12 protein-coding genes and 8 tRNA genes are annotated in these 18,636 nt (G+C 43.5%); 15 read left to right on the forward strand and 5 right to left on the reverse strand.

Going from position 1 to position 18,636, the window contains the following annotated elements; genetic code table 11:
* The first annotated feature begins 11 nt into the window (after positions 1-11).
* The 13 genes from G628_RS17490 to tnpA all read left to right on the forward strand — a co-directional run bounded on the left by G628_RS17490 (position 12) and on the right by tnpA (position 6,307).
* Positions 12-1,151, forward strand: a complete 1,140-nt coding sequence (locus G628_RS17490; protein ID WP_034462165.1) for an HD domain-containing phosphohydrolase — start codon at positions 12-14, stop codon at positions 1,149-1,151.
* 67 nt (positions 1,152-1,218) lie between these two features.
* A tRNA-Arg gene (locus tag G628_RS0113225) sits at positions 1,219-1,292 on the forward strand.
* 60 nt (positions 1,293-1,352) lie between these two features.
* Positions 1,353-2,501, forward strand: coding sequence for a THUMP domain-containing class I SAM-dependent RNA methyltransferase (locus G628_RS0113230; RefSeq protein WP_027209339.1), 1,149 nt, complete (start codon positions 1,353-1,355; stop codon positions 2,499-2,501).
* A 9-nt stretch (positions 2,502-2,510) separates the two neighbouring features.
* A complete protein-coding gene (locus G628_RS0113235; RefSeq protein ID WP_026667176.1) occupies positions 2,511-3,569 on the forward strand; it encodes an N-acetylmuramoyl-L-alanine amidase family protein in 1,059 nt (352 codons plus the stop codon).
* Positions 3,566-4,186: an XTP/dITP diphosphatase gene (locus G628_RS0113240; protein ID WP_027209340.1), complete on the forward strand. Its 621-nt coding sequence runs from the start codon at positions 3,566-3,568 to the stop codon at positions 4,184-4,186. Before G628_RS0113235 ends, G628_RS0113240 begins: the two co-directional genes overlap by 4 nt.
* A gap of 81 nt (positions 4,187-4,267) precedes the next feature.
* The gene (locus tag G628_RS0113245) at positions 4,268-4,747 is read left to right on the forward strand and encodes a metallophosphoesterase family protein (RefSeq protein WP_026656778.1); all 480 of its coding nucleotides are present in this window, start codon (positions 4,268-4,270) and stop codon (positions 4,745-4,747) included.
* Between the two features lie 119 nt (positions 4,748-4,866).
* Positions 4,867-4,941 (forward strand) — tRNA-Pro (locus G628_RS0113250).
* A 40-nt stretch (positions 4,942-4,981) separates the two neighbouring features.
* Positions 4,982-5,052 (forward strand) — tRNA-Gly (locus G628_RS0113255).
* Positions 5,053-5,198: 146 nt separating this feature from the next.
* Positions 5,199-5,272 (forward strand) — tRNA-Arg (locus G628_RS0113260).
* Between the two features lie 10 nt (positions 5,273-5,282).
* Positions 5,283-5,356, forward strand: a tRNA-His gene (locus G628_RS0113265).
* A gap of 118 nt (positions 5,357-5,474) precedes the next feature.
* A tRNA-Gln gene (locus G628_RS0113270) sits at positions 5,475-5,546 on the forward strand.
* A gap of 44 nt (positions 5,547-5,590) precedes the next feature.
* Positions 5,591-5,663 (forward strand) — tRNA-Lys (locus G628_RS0113275).
* Between the two features lie 173 nt (positions 5,664-5,836).
* A complete protein-coding gene (gene tnpA / locus G628_RS0113280) occupies positions 5,837-6,307 on the forward strand; it encodes an IS200/IS605 family transposase (protein WP_027209341.1) in 471 nt (156 codons plus the stop codon).
* 420 nt (positions 6,308-6,727) lie between these two features.
* Here the strand turns inward: tnpA and G628_RS0113285 are convergent, their stop codons facing one another.
* The 4 genes from G628_RS0113285 to G628_RS17500 all read right to left on the reverse strand — a co-directional run bounded on the left by G628_RS0113285 (position 6,728) and on the right by G628_RS17500 (position 14,301).
* Positions 6,728-8,086: an MATE family efflux transporter gene (locus tag G628_RS0113285; RefSeq protein ID WP_027209342.1), complete on the reverse strand. Its 1,359-nt coding sequence runs from the start codon at positions 8,084-8,086 to the stop codon at positions 6,728-6,730.
* A 232-nt stretch (positions 8,087-8,318) separates the two neighbouring features.
* Positions 8,319-8,399, reverse strand: a tRNA-Leu gene (locus G628_RS0113290).
* A 148-nt stretch (positions 8,400-8,547) separates the two neighbouring features.
* A complete protein-coding gene (locus G628_RS17495) occupies positions 8,548-11,331 on the reverse strand; it encodes a transglycosylase domain-containing protein (protein ID WP_051199211.1) in 2,784 nt (927 codons plus the stop codon).
* Between the two features lie 21 nt (positions 11,332-11,352).
* Entirely contained in the window at positions 11,353-14,301 is a 2,949-nt protein-coding gene (locus tag G628_RS17500) for a transglycosylase domain-containing protein (protein WP_081670734.1), read from the reverse strand.
* A 90-nt stretch (positions 14,302-14,391) separates the two neighbouring features.
* Here G628_RS17500 and G628_RS0113305 point away from each other — a divergent pair, with 90 nt between their 5' ends.
* Entirely contained in the window at positions 14,392-15,024 is a 633-nt protein-coding gene (locus G628_RS0113305) for a YigZ family protein (protein WP_034500976.1), read from the forward strand.
* A 176-nt stretch (positions 15,025-15,200) separates the two neighbouring features.
* Here the strand turns inward: G628_RS0113305 and typA are convergent, their stop codons facing one another.
* The gene (typA, locus tag G628_RS0113310) at positions 15,201-17,030 is read right to left on the reverse strand and encodes a translational GTPase TypA (RefSeq protein WP_026656781.1); all 1,830 of its coding nucleotides are present in this window, start codon (positions 17,028-17,030) and stop codon (positions 15,201-15,203) included.
* Positions 17,031-17,197: 167 nt separating this feature from the next.
* On the opposite strand from typA, the gene G628_RS0113315 reads away from it, so the two are divergent.
* Positions 17,198-18,628, forward strand: a complete 1,431-nt coding sequence (locus tag G628_RS0113315) for a TldD/PmbA family protein (protein WP_027209344.1) — start codon at positions 17,198-17,200, stop codon at positions 18,626-18,628.
* Positions 18,629-18,636 lie beyond the last annotated feature (8 nt).

An 18,636-nucleotide genomic window follows, 5' to 3' on the forward strand; every position in this document is an offset into this window, starting at 1 on the left:
GGAGGCTTTTGATGGCTGATCGTTCAATTATGCTTGTTGATGATAATGACATTAACAGAGGTATCCTTGCAGAGATTTTTAAAGATAAGTACAACATCATAGAGGCGAGTGACGGAAGTGAAGCTGTGAGACTTATCAATCAGGAGCGCTCAAAGCTTGCTGCCATATTGCTTGATGTTATCATGCCGGGAATGGACGGTTATGCTGTTCTGGAATCTATGGTAAGCCAGGACAACTTAAACGAGAAAATTCCCGTGCTCATGATCACTGCGGATACGTCTACCGAGGCAGAAAGAACCAGCTATGAGAAAGGCGCGGCGGATGTGATCCATAAGCCTTTCGATCCTGTCATCGTAGACAGGCGCGTTTCGAAAGCGATTGAGTTATACGATCATAAGAACAATCTTGAGACCAAGGTGGACGATCAGACGAGAGTCTTGAAAAAGCAGTTCATCTACCTTAAGAAACAGGAAGAAAAACTTCGTTACAGTAACGAAAAAGTCATAGATACAATAGCAACGATCATTGAGTTCAGAAATATGGAATCGGGCTATCACCTTAAGAGAATAAAAGGATTCGTGCGAATACTTGCTCTTACGGCGATGAACAATTATCCGGAGCTCGGTCTTACACCTCACATGATAGAGGTAATAACACAGGCTTCCGCCATGCATGATGTAGGTAAGATCTCGGTTCCCGATTCAATCCTTCTTAAACCCGGAAGACTTACTTCGGAAGAGTTTGAAGTAATGAAGTCTCACACGACAAGAGGGTGCGAGATAATCGAGAAGCTCAAAGATATTCAGGATAAAGAATACTATGAAGCATGCCTTGATATCTGCAGACACCACCACGAAAGATATGATGGAAGAGGTTATCCCGACGGACTCAAGGGCGAAGAGAACTCTATAGGAGCTCAGCTCACAGCCATTGCAGACGTATATGACGCGCTTGTGAGCGATCGTGTATACAAATCCGCATACCCTGTGGATAAAGCCTATGAGATGATCAAGGACGGCGAATGCGGTGTGTTCTCACCCAAGCTTCTTGCTTGTTTCGAATTTGCGAGACCCGATATGGAAAAGCTTGTTGCTCAGACCAAAGCCGCCGAAGCGGCAGAGAAAAACAGCTATTCGCCTTACGGAAGTTGAAAAAAATATTATTGACAAAGACGCCTGCGGTACATATAATATAGTTTGTTGCCGCAGGCGACACTATGTGAGTGTAGCTCAGCTGGATAGAGCGTCTGGCTACGGACCAGAAGGTCGCGAGTTCGAATCTTGTCACTCACATTACTACTTAAAAGCGTATCGGATTGATACGCTTTTTTCTTTTTGGTATACTAATTTGGTATGAAAAAGATGGAATTGATAGCCCCTTGCCACTTTGGCCTGGAGGCGGTACTCAAAAAAGAAATAATAGATCTTGGCTACGATATAACTGAGGTCTCGGACGGCAGGATAACTTTCGCGGGCGATGCGGATGCAGTATGCCGTGCCAATATTGGTCTTAGAACTGCGGAGAGAATACTCATAAAAGTAGGAGCATTCCGCGCAGAGTCTTTCGAAGAGCTGTACCAGGGAGTCAAGGAACTTCCTTGGGAAGAGTTTATCCCCGAGCGAGGAAAGTTCTGGGTAAAAAAAGCATCAAGCGTTAAGAGCAAACTCTTTAGCCCTTCAGATATTCAATCAATTACTAAAAAAGCTATAGTTGAAAAGCTTAAACTCAGTTATCACACAGACTGGTTTAAGGAGGATGCGGAGAGCTATCCGATCAGAGTTTTTATCATGAAGGACGAAGTCACTGTGGCGCTTGATACGACAGGTGATTCCCTTCACAAAAGAGGCTACAGAAAGCTTGAATCCAAGGCACCTATCGCCGAGAATCTTGCGGCTGCGCTTATTATGCTGACACCTTGGAATGGCAGCAGAATACTTGTGGATCCTTTTTGCGGAAGCGGAACTATCCCTATCGAAGCTGCGATGATGGCGGCAAATATAGCTCCCGGAATGAACAGAAACTTTACCGCGGAGAGCTGGACACATCTTATTACACCTCAGAACTGGAAGGATGTAAGAGAAGAGGCTCAGGAAGAGATAATCACAGATATTGATGTCGATATTCAGGGCTACGATCTTGATCCCGAGATGGTTGAGATTGCAAGGATCAACGCCAAAAAAGCGGGTGTTGAGAACATGATTCACTTCCAGGCCAGAGATATAGCGGATTTAAGCCACAGGAAGAAATACGGATTTATTATCACGAACCCTCCGTACGGTGAGAGAATCGGTGAAAAAGAAATCCTTCCGCAGCTTTACAAGACAATAGGAGAAAGATACAAGAGCCTTGACGCGTGGTCGATGTACCTTATAACAGGCTATGAGCAGGCTGAAAAATATATAGGCAAAAAAGCTGATAAGAACAGAAAAATTTATAACGGAATGATCAAGACTTACTTTTATCAGTTTATGGGACCCAAGCCTCCAAGAAGAAGCGAGTGAGCCATTGTCATGAAAAAAGAGGAAATGAGAAAAGCAGCGGTTCTGACAGCAGTATTCGGTGTTGTTTCTATCACGCTTATGCTTCACAGATCCGCAACCAAACATATACTTATAACGGATGCCGCAGAAATGCCCGTGAGTAGTGTTAATTCGGGAAAATCTTTTGACCTGCTGATCCAAAAAGGAGAGCCGGAAGACGGAAAGATGAAACTTATCATTCCTCTTGCAAAGAGCGTAAGTTCTGAGGATATCAAGCTTGAAGACAGGTATTCCGACCATGAACTTCTTATCTACGTTGACTGTAGAGAAGAGGGGTTTTACGGCGACAATGCGATTGTTTCGGATAACGATATTCTGGAGAGCGCCGTTTGCCATACAGAAAACGATGCGGGCAGAGTGTGCCTTGATTTTAAACTTGACGGCTTTTATGCAAATGAGAGCGCGCTTACCGATCACAGTACGATTGAGGTCGAGTTTTTTAAACCAAAGGAAAGATATGACAAAGTTGTCCTTATCGATCCTGAGATAAACACGACGTTTGGCGGAATTTTGTCGGCAGCAGGTCTGTCCGAAAATGAGGTCACGCTTGATGTTGCGCAGAGACTTCGCAGTATCGCGGAAAAAGATGTGGAGAACAAGGTCAAGTTCTTTTTTACCCATATGACGGATACCGATATTTCGGATGAGAGTAAAGAGCTGCTGATCAAAGAATCTTGCGCCGATATGGCTGTCAAGATAGCTACGTCTGATTCTGAAGACAAAGACAACAACGGAATAGAAACATATTACAACGGAACTTATTTTATAAGAGATCTTAGCAACGTGAGATTTGCCGATATTGTGGAGCGTAGCTGCGCGGACAATACGGGAAACACGGCGCTTGGAATATATGAATGTGACGAGAGCGAGGCTCTTATCAAAAACTCCGGAGTTCCTTCCGCCAAGATTTCATTGGGATATCTGACGGGAAATAAGGATGCGGAGAAGCTTGCTACGGGCTCTTACAGGCAAAAGGCCGCTGAGGGCATCTATCAGGCGATTTTAGACGGCTATAAGGAGATGGAATGAGAATAGTATTTGCAACCGGAAATAACGACAAATTGAAGGAAATACGCGAGATTTTGGATACTCTGAATATAGAGATCATCTCGATGAAAGAAGCAGGCGTTTTTGAAGACGTGGAAGAAAACGGTAAGACGTTTGCGGAAAACTCAATGATCAAGGCATCTGCGATTGCACAGATCATTAAGGATAAGTTCCCGAAAGAAGCGGAAGAGACGATAGTTCTTGCTGATGATTCGGGACTTGAGATTGACTATCTAAACGGCGAGCCGGGTGTATATTCGGCAAGATATATGGGAAAAGAAACATCATATACCGAGAAGAACAACAATCTCATAGAGAGATTAAACGGAGTTCCCGACAGCGAGCGTACCGCGAGATTTGTATGTGCCATTTCAGCTGTTCTCCCTGACGGAAAAAAAATTTTTACAGTCGGAACAATGGAAGGCATAATAGGCTACGAGATTGCCGGAGCAAACGGTTTTGGTTACGATCCGATCTTTTATCTTCCCGAATACAAGAAGACAAGTGCTGAGATATCGGCGGATGAAAAGAATGCAATTAGTCACAGAGGAAAAGCGCTCAGAGAGATGGCTAAACTTCTGAAAGAAGAGTTGGCATAATTGTCATTTGATGGCAGGATAGGATGATTTCCTGTTATTTCGAATAATGCGCTATACATATTTGGTACGGGAGACTGATTGATGCACAGATATTTGGTGGTGAGTGATACTCACGGGAGAGATGACAACTTTTATAAAGTTCTTGACATAGAAGGAGCGGTTGACGGAATAATCCACTGCGGAGATTTTGAAGGCTCTGAAGGGAAATTTGCGTTGGCTGCCGATTGTCCCGTGTACTTTGTTGCGGGAAATAACGACTTCTTTTCATCGCTTGGAAGAGAGCTGACATTTACACTTGACGGGCATAAGGCGTTTCTTACGCACGGACATCAGTATCTTGTGAGTATGGATCTTGAGAATCTTCGAAGTGAAGGAATTTCGAGAGGCGCAGAGCTTATTTTTTACGGACATACACACAAGCCTGTTGCGAAAACTATGGGCGGTGTATACATCTTCAACCCCGGAAGTCTCGCATATCCCAGACAGGAAGGGAGACGGCCAAGTTACCTCATTTTGACCATCGAAAAAGATGATATAAAATATGAAATAAAATACCTGTAAATACGGGATTTTGCAACATAAAAATATTTAAAAAATAAGAAAAAATAATGTTGACAAGCCCCGAAAGACTATTATATAATAAATCTCGCGTTACGGCTTAGACCTTAATGCGAACAAGACGGGGTGTGGCTCAGCTTGGCTAGAGCACCTGCTTTGGGAGCAGGGGGTCGCAGGTTCGAATCCTGTCACCCCGATCAGGGGACAAGCTAAACATTATCTGAATATTGTATATGTGCGGGTGTAGTTCAATGGTAGAACACTAGCCTTCCAAGCTAGATACGTGGGTTCGATTCCCATCACCCGCTTTGAGCAGAACACTTGGCGAGCTGAGAGAACTTGCTGAGGTTTTACCGAAGCTAGTTCGAACGTCTTCCGGCGAGCGAATGCGAGAGCGGAAGTTCCTTTTTATTAACGTCAAGTTCGGCAAATCAGTGCACTGCTTCTAAGACATGTGTCCGTAGCTCAGCTGGATAGAGCAACGGCCTTCTAAGCCGTGGGTCGGGGGTTCGAATCCCTTCGGGCACATTTTTATATGGTGGCTATAGCGTAGTTGGTTAACGCGCCAGATTGTGGTTCTGGAGACCGAGGGTTCGAGTCCCTCTAGCCACCCTAAGTAATCACTTAATTACTTTTGTGTATTACTTAGTTCTGACAAACACATAGTGTGAGTTCGGAACAAACTTTTGTAATTGCTACAGCGGAGTATAGCGTTAAGCTCTTACAATCTTGGGCTATCGCCAAGCGGTAAGGCACAGCACTTTGACTGCTGCATACGACGGTTCGAATCCGGCTAGCCCAGTTAGCGGTGAGATGTTTCGTCGCAAAATTACATAATATTTACATGGGATATTAGCTCAGGTGGTAGAGCACTTGACTTTTAATCAAGTTGTCGGGGGTTCGAATCCCCCATGTCTCATTATTGAAGATCGCTTAAACAGTACGTTTGAGCGATCTTTTTTGTGTAGCATCTTTAATAAAACCCCCTGCTATGCAGGGGGACAACAGCTGCTTCAGCTTACAGTAAAAAACCTCCCGTGCTAGAATTACTACGGTTCGCCAACCAAAGTAAAGCACAGGAGGTAGTCCAAAATGGACATGAATAGTTTATCACACACTAGATGGGAGTGTAAGTATCACATAGTATTTGCACCTAAGTTCAGGAGAAAGGTTGCGTATGGTCAGATCAAGCAGGACATTGCAAATATTCTCAGTACATTATGCAAGAGGAAAGGTGTAGAGATAATAGAGGCAGAGGTATGCCCAGATCACATACATATGCTGGTAAGGATCCCACCGAGTATGAGTGTTTCGAGTTTCGTAGGGTACTTGAAAGGAAAAAGTACGCTTATGATATTTGAGAGGCATGCAAATCTCAAGTATAAGTACGGCAATAGACATTTCTGGTGCAGAGGCTATTACGTAGATACTGTAGGTAAGAATGCAAAGAAAATCGAGGAGTACATAAAGAATCAGTTAAAAGAGGATTTAGAGTACGACCAAATGACACTAAAAGAGTATATTGACCCGTTCACGGGTGAGCCGGTAAAGCAAAACAAATAAAAATGAGCCCAGGGGGCTCTGTAGGAAAATGATGTTGCGGCTGGCGAACCATTCGGCGAGTCTTTAGACTCAGTGCCGGCAACAGGCCCTTATAGGGCCAGAACAAACCACCGGCTAAGCCGGTGGTTCTGATTATACGCGTGTCATACTTTGAAACGTGTATGGTATTAGAAAGTAAAGTGCACCGTACAGGGAGCAAAGAGAACAATCTGTGTGGTGCATATTTTTGCTTCAGCACCGTACAGGTAACGAAGAGAATAATCTGTGTGGTATTTGTTCGCTCAACAGCGCAATATTCAAAAAATGTTGAATCCAAGTTACTGATAATAGTAAAGAATAAAATCAAGAGATGTCGGACGCCCTATATTAAAGTGAAACACACTCGAGAGATGCTGGGCGTCCAATATATAGATCAAGTTATCAACGGGATAAGCCCGTCGCTTTAAATTTCATGTAATACGTGTAATAGAATAGGAACAGAATAGTAGTGGTTATCCATGTTATCGGGTAGCTTGCTTCTATTGTCTCAATCTGAGGGTAGAAAGGAAATACTCCCTTTATCCATACGATTCGAAGAGCACAGATTCCGCAGAGCGTAATGATCATTGGAATAATAGCGGTTCCCATTCCGCGAAGCGTTCCTGAGAAAATCTCAACACCAAGGAATGTGAAGTAGAACGGGGCAAGGAAGTGCATCATCTGAACACCGATAGCAATTGTCTCGGGACTGTCAGGCGTGAAGAATGACAGTAGCTGTGCAGCCCAGATGTAGAAGATCAGTGTTATCGGAAGTGTGATCGAAAGCGCGATTCCAAAGGCGCACTTTGTGCTTTCTTTTACCCTGTCAAGTTTTCCTGCACCGTAGTTCTGTCCCGAGAACGTTGTAACGGCGATTCCGAGCGAATTTATGCCCATCCAGAATATTGAATCAAGCTTTCCATACGCTGCCCATGCTGCGATGTAATTAAGTCCGAAACCGTTTATAGATGTCTGTATGAGCAGGTTTGAGAATGTGTACATTGTGGACTGAATTGCAGCGGGAAAACCGATGCTGATAATCTTAAGTAAAATGAGCACATCAAAGCGTATCTTGCTGAGTATAAGCTTATATGAATCGGTTGCCTTAGTAAGCAAAAAGATAATGATACAGGCGCTTATAAACTGACAGATTATTGTTGCGATAGCGGCACCTGCAACACCCATCTTGAAATGAACCACAAAGAGAATATCGAGAAAGATATTTATAAAGCAGCTTACGATCAAGACATAGAGCGGTCTCTTGGAATCACCGACAGCTCTTAATATGCCGGCTCCGATATTGTAGACAAAGTTAAATACCATTCCCATAAAGAATATGCGAAGATATGTAACGGAAGAATCTATGATATCGGGAGCTGTATCCATAAGGATGATTATGCGTCTTGAAAAGGTATACCCCAAATACGTAATAATAAGCCCACCGACGATTGCAAGAGCGATTGCGGTATGAACTGCCTTGGACACTTCTTCGTGCCTCTTAGCACCGTAAAATTGCGCAATAATGACCGTTGCACCGGACGATAGTCCCATAAAGATTCCCACAAAGATATTTACGATGATCGCAGAAGATCCACCGACGGACGCAAGACCCTCCGGACCCAGTACGTTACCTACTATCAGAGTATCGGATATATTGTAGAGTTGCTGGAAAAAAGAGCCCAAAAGAAGAGTAAGGAAGTACATAAGCATACTTCCCAGAATAGGCCCTGTAATGATCGAATTATCAATCTTTTTGTTCATAGAAAAAAGTCCCTCATAAAAATATTTACAGCAGATATTATAGCAGGAGTTGTAAAATAATTAAATCGTGATTATATAGATAAAATCGTACATCCGAAGCATAGAACTGTAATATTTGCTGGGAAAAATATTACAAAGAACAATGAGACGTGAGCATTTCTGTTGAACAGAAGTTTCCGATTCAATAAAAAAGGCTCTTCATGCATACACATGAAAAGCCTTAAAAACTGCCTGCGGATAAAGGGACTTGAACCCTTACGTCGAAGACACTAGAACCTAAATCTAGCGCGTCTGCCAATTCCGCCATATCCGCACGTGTCAAATACGACAACAAAATGATTATACATATGTTGTAATGGCTTTGCAAGAGAAAAAAGAAAACGCAGTCCGTAAATGTATCGGGCTGCGCTCCATTTATATTCATGATTTATATACCAGTTGTTGCTACGATGATCACGTAATTAGCCACCTTCATTGTTTCCCTCAGGTTGTGGTTGAGGTTCCGGCTGCGGCTGAGGTTGCGGCTCGGGCTGAGGTTGTGGTTGCGGATCAGGTTGAGGTTGTGGCTGGTCGCCCTGATTCTGACCGTCTTGAGGCTGTGGTTGTGGCTGGCCTCCGCCTCCCCAACCGCCTGCAGCGATCTGAGCTCTTTCGGCTGCGAGTATGCCTTCAATACCCGGCTGAGACATAAATTCTGCGGTGTGATGGCATGAGCCTGACATACCGCCGGTGCTTACGCCGCCAGAGAAGCCATCTGCAATTATCTCAAGTCTCTTTGGATCTCTTCCGCCGTAACCGATAGTCTTGAAAGGACATTCAGGTGATGCGGATTTGTGATCGAGCTGACATATTTCTCCCAGACTGTGAACGTCACATATTTCACTTGGAACATTGTCTTTATCAAAAATCTCACTTATTCCTCCACCACATCCTTCGAAGGGGAGAAGACCTGAAAGCGCACATACATTTTCGGTAACAATACCTGCAGGTTGCTCAAAGTGCATCGGATCGAGATCTTCATGTATCTTCTCCATGGTCTTTCTCCACAGGGATTTTGCGAGGTTATGCTCATCACCGCTACCGGGCAAATGTACGTTATTATCATAACCGGCCCATGTTGTTGCGGTATAATAGTTGGTATATCCGGCAAACCAAACATCTACGTTGCTGGTTGTTGTACCGGTCTTACCTGCGATATCTGTTTTACCGAAGTTTACAGATGTAGCGGTACCTTTTGTCACAACATCTTTCATTGCGCTTGTAAGAAGATAAGCGCTTGTCTCTTTAAGAGCACGCTCGCCTTCGGGAGCAATGTTATCAAGAAGAACATTTCCGTCATGGTCAAGAACCTGCACATACAAGTGTGGCTTATAATACATGCCGCCGCTTGCTATAGAGGCATATGCGGCATTAAGTTCCGAGCAATATACACCTTTTGCAATACCTCCAAGGGCAGTAGCCTGCTGATGACAGTCATTGTCAGTAAGTGTAGAAAAATGAAACCTATCTCTAAGATAATCGGAAGCAATTTCCGGAGTTATACGGGTTATATAAGTAAATGCCTCAACTGTCAAAACGTTAGCTGATTTGATTATTGCATATCTTACTGATTGAAGGCCTCTGTATTCAGCACCCCAGTGGTTTTTTACAGGTCGACCGGTATCATAATGAAATTCTGCATCCTTGAATGTTGTTGCAAGGGTGAGGTCACCGTGGTCGATTCCCGGTGCAAAGGTTGAAAGAACCTTAAATGTAGAACCGGGCTGTCTGGGAGACTTTGTGGCTCTGTTAAGTGAACGGTTGAATTTCTTATCGCCTCGTCCACCGATAAGCGCAACTATCTGGCCGTTCCGCTGGTCGCAGATTGTTATTGATACCTGAGGCTGAGGAACGTAATCAAGGAAAATATCTTTCTCGCCTACATATTCACCTTTTTCTTTATCGATAAGAGATTCTTTAAATTTCTCAACAGCGGCATCAACGTCTTCCTTTGACTTAAAGATCATATTGTTTTTGCCACCTACAAATTTATCCATTGAATAGCTGTCATAGTTTTGCTTTACCGAACCGTCGGCATTACGAACAGTGATGGCAAGCTGAGGAAATAGCTTTGTATTTTTAGGAAAGTTATCGGGGTTTCTGAAAACTTCGTCGCAGATACTCTGAATATGACTGTCCTGAGAGGAATAAATCTGAAGTCCTCCGGAATATACTGCCTGTTCAGCCTCATATTTGGTCATCGGCTTATTACCGGTCTGACTCATAAGTTTTTCATCCATAAGTGAGGCAATTACGTCATCAATAAGTGCATCGATAAAATAAGAGTTGGGCTTTTTGGTTCCTGCTTCTTCATTGATTGCTTTGATGCGGTCATATACTGCATCGGTTTTGGCAATATCGTATTCTTCCTGTGTGATGTATCCTTGCGTGAGCATCTTATCAAGGACGATATTTCTTTTTTCCTTATTGTTGTCAGGATGCCTTCTTGGATCGTATTTACTTGGGTTCTGAGTAATTCCGGCAATTACTGCACATTCCGAGAGGTCAAGTTCTTCTACTTTTTTGCCGAAATAATCGTTTGCTGCAGCCTGAACGCCATAGATACTCTGACCTAAGGCGATGGTATTCATGTAGTTTAAAAGAATATCTTCCTTGCTGATCTTTTTCTCAAGTTCTACTGCAAGGAACTGCTCCTGAATCTTACGTTTAATTCTGTCGAGCTTGGATTCTTTTGTCCAGGTCTCTCTGAATACCGTGTTCTTAATGAGCTGCTGGGTTATTGTACTTGCACCCTGAGACAGATCTCCTGATGAAAAAGCTTTGAATCCGGCACGGATCATACCGTGAATATCAATTCCGTTATGCTCGTAGAAACGCTCGTCTTCTACAGCAATAAAAGCGTTTGTCAGATTTTCGGGAATCTTATCCCTGTTTTCTTTGGCTATGGTCTGTCTGTTTGAATCAGCTGAGTCGATCTTCTTAATCTTATTTCCCTCTATGTCATAAACGAAAGAAGAAAATCCCGTGGGTTTAGCGAGGTTCTCAAGCTGATCGGTTTTTTCGTTGACCTGATCCTTGATTCCCATAAACACGCCGATTCCGGCGCTTGCAGTTATTATGATAGAACCTAAAATTGCTGAGATGAGAGAGTAGAAGCCGAAAAGACTGAATTTCTTTCCCCATCTGTCGGCACGTGCGCTAAGTGACTTTGCTTGCGCTACAATACCCCTTCTTCCAAAGTCCATAAAATGACCTCTCCTTTAGTATCAGTTATTCTGATTGTCACCGCCTTGGTTGTCATCGGGTTGCGGTGCAGGCTGCGGGTCCGGTTGAGGTTGTGGCTGTGGCTGTGGCGTGTTATCCTGGCTGTTCTGCCAATCGTGATTCTGGTCACCGCCATTGTCTTCGCCATGATTATCACCGCCGTGATCGTCGCCATCATGGTTGTCGCCGTCATGGTAATCATTATTCTGGTCATCACCGTCGTGATCTCCCATAAATCCATTGAACCATTGTTCGAAAACGTTATTGTTCTGCCAGCTTTGCTGGTATGCTTCAACCTTATCCTGATTTCCGCTCTGTACCAATTCATTCGTGAGTATTTCAGCTATATTTCCCTGCGCCATAAATCCTGCGTCATGATGACAGTGATCGCCAAAAAAGCCATCCAAAAAACCACCGCCACCGCCGCCGGTGTTGTCGCCGCCCAAATTAAGTGGCTGAGCAAAGCCGTCCTTGATCTTTTCAAGTCTCATAGGGTCTCTTTCGCCGTTTATCTGGAAAGGACAAGTCGGGCATGCGGGCTTATGATCGATAAGACACATTGGCCCCATTCCGCCGGTATGCACATCACACATTTCGCTTTCGCCGGGAACATTATCTTTATCGAAAATTTCATTTATTACTTGGTCTCCGCATCCACCTGTCGGACGAAGACCTGACTTGGAACATACATCCATCTTTACAATGCCGTCCGGAACTTCGAATTGCTCTGCAGGAAGCTCTAAGTCGGCATGTATCTGTTGCATTACTTTTTTCCACATGGATTTTGCAAGATCATGTTCAGCGCCGCTGCCGGGCAAAGGATAATTGTTGTCGTAACCTGCCCAGGATGTTGCGGTGTAGTTGTTTGTAAAACCTGCAAACCATACATCTACGTTACCGGTTGTTGTACCTGTTTTACCTGCAATATCTCTGCTCTTGTCGAAGTTGACTGATGTAGCTGTACCTTTTGTTACAACGTCTTTCATTGCGCTCTTAAGAAGATAAGCGCTGGTTTCTTTGAGGGCACGTTCGCCTTCAGGCGCTGTATTGTCGATAAGCGTCTCTCCTTTGCAGTCTTCAACTCTCTGGAAAAGATGTGGTTTATAATATATACCGCCATTTGCTATAGTGGCATATGCTGCATTAAGCTCGTTGCAATATACACCATGTTCAACACCACCAAGGCAGGTTGCCTGCTGTTCAAGGTCAGTTTTTGTAAGTGTTGTGAAATGGAATTTATTCTTAAGGTAATCTGCACCAACTGCAGGAGTTATGTATGTGTATGCTTCAACTGTAAGAACGTTGGCAGATTTGATTATAGCGTATCGTACAGACTGAAGCCCTCTGTATTCGGCACCCCAGTGGTTCTTAACAGCTCGGCCTCGTCCGTTGTCATAGCGGAATTCTGCATCCTTGAAGGTAGTAGCAAGGGTGAGGTCTCCATGGTCTATTCCGGGTGCAAAGCACGCAATAACCTTAAATGTTGAACCGGGCTGTCTTTTGGCCCCTGTTGCTCTGTTAAGTGATCTGTTTTGCTTCTTTTCGCCGCGTCCACCTATAAGTGCAACAATCTGACCGGTTTTTTGATCTGCAACTGTTAATGAGATCTGAGGCTGAGGAACGTATTCAAGAGATTCGTCATTCTCATTTACTTCATCACCTTCTTTAATAACAGATTCTTTGAATTTTGCAATGGCTGCATCTACATCTTCCTGAGATTTGAAGATCATTTTTTCTTTGCCGCCCATGAATTTATCCAGGTGAATACTGTTATAGTTATCAACCGAACCGTCTTTGTGATGAACAGTCAAAAGATACTGAGGATATATCTTTGTTCCCTTAGGATAATTATCGGGATTACTGTATATTTCATCACAGATACTCTGTATTTTTGTATTTTGTGATGAATAAACCTTAAGACCGCCGGAATAAACTTCGTTTATCGCCTCCTGTTTGGTCATGACTTTATCACCCATTATTTCTTCATCCATAAGTGAGTTAATAAGATCTTCAATAAGGGCATCAACAAAGTAAGAGTTAACTTTTTTGTTTTCTTCTGTTTTTTCATTCACAGATTTGATGCGGTCATATATATCATCTGATTTTGCAATGTCATATTCATCCTGTTTGATATAGCCCTGAGCGAGCATTTTATCAAGGACGATATTTCTTTTCTCTTTATTGTTCTCAGGATGTCTACGAGGGTCGTATTTGCTGGGGTTCTGAGTGATTCCGGCAATTACGGCACATTCTGAGAGGTCGAGGTCCTCGACATTTTTTCCGAAATAAGTCTTTGCAGCTGCCTGAACGCCGTAGACACTCTGTCCCAAGGCGATTGTGTTCATGTAGTTTACAAGAATATCTTCCTTGGTCTGTTGTTTTTCAAGTTCAACCGCAAGGAACTGCTCCTGAATCTTACGCTTAATTTTTTCAAGCTTGGATTCGTTTGTCCAGGTTTCGCTAAATACAGTGTTCTTAATAAGCTGCTGTGTAATTGTACTCGCACCCTGTGACATATCACCTGATGAAAGTGCTTTGAATCCGGCACGGATAATACCGTGAATATCAATTCCGTTGTGGTCGTAGAAACGTTCATCCTCTACGGCGACAAAAGCGTTTGACATATTCTCCGGAATCTTATCTTTGGTTACAACTACACGGTTTGAATCAGCAGCATCAAGTTTTGCAATCTGATTACCATCCTGATCGTATACAAATGTAGAAAAGCCCTTGGGAGTAGCAAGAGTCTCCAACTTACTTGCATAATCATTCGCCTGATCTTTTACACCCATAAAAACGCCGAGTCCGGCGCTGGCACCTATTATCGCTACGGCTAAAACTCCTGATATCAGAGAGTAAAAACCTAACAGTCCAAATTTTTTCCCCCACTTATCGGTACCGGAACTTAGCACTCGGGCTTGAGACACGATACCTCGTTTACCATAATTCATATATCAACCTCTCTTTTTATTCCTTTTATAATGTATGTTAGTATACCACTAATTGAAGATATTATAAAGAAAGTGTGTTATTATGGCTTTATGAGTGAGATTAAAACGTACAAAGTAGTAACAAAAGAGGGAACGGGCGAGATTGTCGAGAAAAAGTCCAGATTTATAGGTGGTTCCTACATAGTCGAGTCCGTAGAAGACGCAGAAAAGAAGATCGCAGAGGTGTCAAAAAAGTACTGGGATGCTCGCCACAATTGCTATGCCTATGTAATAGGTAAAAACAGCGAGAATACCAGATGCAGCGATAACGGAGAACCGTCGGGAACTGCAGGAAAGCCCATACTTGAGGTGATCACGGGGGCGGGACTTACCAATACACTTGTGATAGTTACAAGGTATTTCGGAGGAGTTCTTCTTGGTACCGGAGGCCTTGTGAGAGCCTATACACAGGCCGCTCAGGCCGCCATTGCAGCTTCCGAAACGGGAGAGATGGTATATGCCAGACAGATCACGATAGAAGTCGCATATAATATGATAAATAACGTAAAATATTTCCTTGAACAAAATAAAATTTCTATAAGCGATCCAAGGTATACAGAAAACGTTCAATATGATATTTGCGTAAAAGAAGAAGATAAAGAAGAAATCACCGAAGGCCTCATCCAGAAGTGTGAAGGAAAGATCACCATCACTGAAGGCGATGCGGGATACTACCTCATGTAAGAAGAGTAGGAATGTAAGAGCTTAAGGAAAAAAATCATGCATTCTTGAACATGAAGTTCAGGAGTCATACTATATAAAAAGGCAGATATATGAATGAATCGCGATTTTGTGCGCGCTTTTTGCGCACAATCGGAGCGATGCATCATATATCTGCTTTTTATATTGAACTATGATTTTTACTTTTTAAATCCGGCTCTCTTACGAAGTGTAGGATCGAGAATTCTCTTTCTGATACGAAGGCTTGTAGGTGTGACCTCAAGAAGCTCATCGTTATCGATGAATTCGATTGCCTGCTCAAGAGACATGATTCTCGGAGGAACAAGTCTCAATGCTTCGTCTGAAGATGAAGTTCTTGTGTTTGTAAGGTGCTTTGTCTTACATACGTTAACTTCAACGTCTTCGCTCTTTCCACTGGTTCCGATTACCATTCCTGAATAAACCTTGTCACCTGTCTTAATGAAGAGCTGACCTCTGTCCTGAGCATTGAAGAGACCGTAAGCTGTAGCTTCACCTGTCTCAAATGCGATTACGGAACCGGTCTTTCTATAGTTCATATCTCCCTTGTAAGGAGCATATCCGTCAAAGATTGTATTGATGATTCCGTTACCCTTTGTATCAGTCATGAACTCACCTCTGTAACCGATAAGTCCACGTGAAGGGATGTTAAACTCAATACGTGTATATCCGCCGTTTCCGGCACCCATGTTTACAAGCTCACCTTTTCTTTCGCCAAGCTTCTGGATAACGCTTCCTGAGAACTCGTCGGGAACGTCGATGTAGCATTTTTCCATAGGCTCAAGTTTCTGGCCGTTTTCATCTGTGTGATAGATAACCTCAGCTTTACTTACCGCAAACTCAAATCCTTCACGACGCATTGTCTCGATAAGAACAGAGAGGTGAAGCTCGCCTCGACCTGAAACCTTGAATGTCTCTGTTGTATCTGTATCTTCTACACGAAGAGAAACGTCTGTGTTGAGCTCTTTGTAAAGTCTGTCTCTGAGGTGACGTGAAGTAACATACTTACCTTCCTGACCTGCGAGAGGAGAGTCGTTTACAATGAAGTTCATGGATATTGTTGGCTCTGAGATCTTCTGGAAAGGAATTGCAACCTGCTCATCAACGGAACAGATTGTATCACCGATCTTAAGATCTTCGATTCCTGAGATGGCAACGATTGAACCGATCTTTGCCTCCTGAACCTCAACTCTTCCGAGACCGTCATACTCATAGAGCTTGCTGATCTTGGTCTTAACGCGTCTTTCAGGCTCGTGGTGGTTTACTACGATAACTTCCTGGTTTACTTTAACAACACCGTTATCAACCTTACCTACACCGATACGTCCTACGTACTCATTGTAGTCGATAGTGCTGATAAGAACCTGTGTGCTCGCATCGGGATCTCCGACGGGAGCGGGTATATAATTAATGATCGTATCAAGAAGAGGCTTCATATCCTTGCCTGCTTCATCAAGTGAAAGAGATGATGTTCCTGCTTTTGCGGAAGCGAATACGAACGGGCAGTCAAGCTGGTTGTCATCTGCGCCAAGGTCGATGAGAAGTTCAAGAACTTCATCGATAACTTCGTTAGGTCTTGCTTCGGGTCTGTCAATCTTGTTGACACATACGATAACGGGAAGACCGAGAGACATAGCCTTTCCAAGAACGAACTTGGTCTGGGGCATGGGACCTTCGAAAGCGTCAACAACAAGGATAACGCCGTTAACCATCTTAAGAACACGCTCAACCTCGCCGCCGAAATCAGCGTGACCGGGAGTGTCGATGATATTGATCTTGATATCTTTATAAGTAATAGCCGTATTTTTAGACATGATCGTGATTCCACGCTCTTTTTCGATATCGCCGGAATCCATTACGCGCTCTACAACTTCCTGACCTTCACGGAATACACCGCTCTGTCTCAAAAGTCCGTCAACCAGAGTTGTTTTACCATGGTCAACGTGTGCAATTATCGCAACGTTTCTAACATCATTTCTTGTCTGCTTCATAAATCTTTTGTCTCCTTAAAAAACACATCCATTTCAAACTAAGGAATTATAGCACGCGTATTTTTAATGTTCAACCATAAAATTTCACAGAAAAACTGACCTTCTGTGTTAGAATAGAGCGTAGCTGTGAAGATATGACCCAAATAAAGTTATGAAAGGAGATAATAATGAAAGCTAAATTTTCTATATATTTAAACGACATAGCGTTGAAATTGAAAGAGATGATAGCAGAGCTTGCAAAAAGCTATGACTATGTCAGCGTTCTTTCAACTGACTCTGTAGGTTTCAATGTCAGAGTATCTCAGCACGTTAAGACTATTGCCGGATCAACACTTACAACAGAGAGAGGAAACGTTATAAGGGTTTACAAAGACGGTCTGTACAGCGAATATTCTTTTAACAGATTTGAGGGCGATACCGTAGCTATGGCAGCCAAGGCTAAGGGAGTTCTTGATCGTCAGCTTGCAGTGTTAAAAGAGACAAATTCAGAAATCTACAATACTCCAAAGCTCGAGGATGAGAAGCAGGAGCTCTTTGTGGAGATGGAGACGGGCGAACTTCCTGAAGAGACAGATCTTTCGGCTCTTGTCGGTAAGCTTCAGAAGCTCAGCGACGAGGGAGCAGCTCTTTCTGATGAAGTCATTGATTGCACCTGTGCGGCTCAGTCAACCCACATTTGCAAGATGTTCCTTACACCAAATAAGGACCTTCGACAGAGCTATGTAATTTCAGAAGGTTTCGTGTACATGATCGGTGACCGTGATGGTAATAGCAATCAGGCTATCAACGGAATTTCTGACAGAGAAGGTCCGGAAATCTTTGACAGACTCGGAGACCTCGTCAATAAGAGTTTCAAGGAACTTCAGGACAGCCTTGGTTCTGAGCACGTGATTCCCGGAGAGTACGAGATCATCACTGCTCCCGACGTTTCGGGACTTATCGCTCACGAGGCATTCGGTCACGGCGTTGAGATGGATATGTTCGTTAAGAAAAGAGCTCTCGGAGCAGATTATATTGATAAGAGGGTTGGATCGGATCTTGTTACCATGCATGAAGGGGCAAACTGCGTAAAAGACGTATCCAGCTATGCATTTGACGATGAAGGAACTCTGGCGGGCGATGTTATCGAGATTGAAAAGGGTATCCTTAAGGCAGGTATATGCGATGCCCTGGCAGCTCTCAGACTCGGAACAAAGCCAACCGGTAACGGTAAGAGAGAGAACTTCGAGCACAAGGTTTATACAAGAATGACAAATACAATGTTTGATAAGGGAACATCCACAAAAGAAGAGATGATCGCTTCGGTTAAGAAGGGATATCTTTTAGACGGAATTGATGCCGGAATGGAGGATCCAAAGCACTGGGGAATTCAGTGCATCATAGCAAGGGGCTACGAGATCATCGACGGAAAGCTCACCGGAAAGGTGGTTTCTCCTGTTGTTCTCACGGGCTATGTGCCCGATCTTCTTGGATCCATTTCCATGGCCAGCAACGACTATATATCATTCGGAGACGGAGCCTGCGGAAAAGGCCACAAGGAATGGGTTAAGGTTTCAGACGGCGGCCCATACCTGAAGGCGGTGGCAAGACTTGGATAAAGGGGATG

The organism is Butyrivibrio hungatei NK4A153 (assembly GCF_000424465.1).
GTDB classification, from domain to species: domain Bacteria; phylum Bacillota; class Clostridia; order Lachnospirales; family Lachnospiraceae; genus Butyrivibrio; species Butyrivibrio hungatei_A.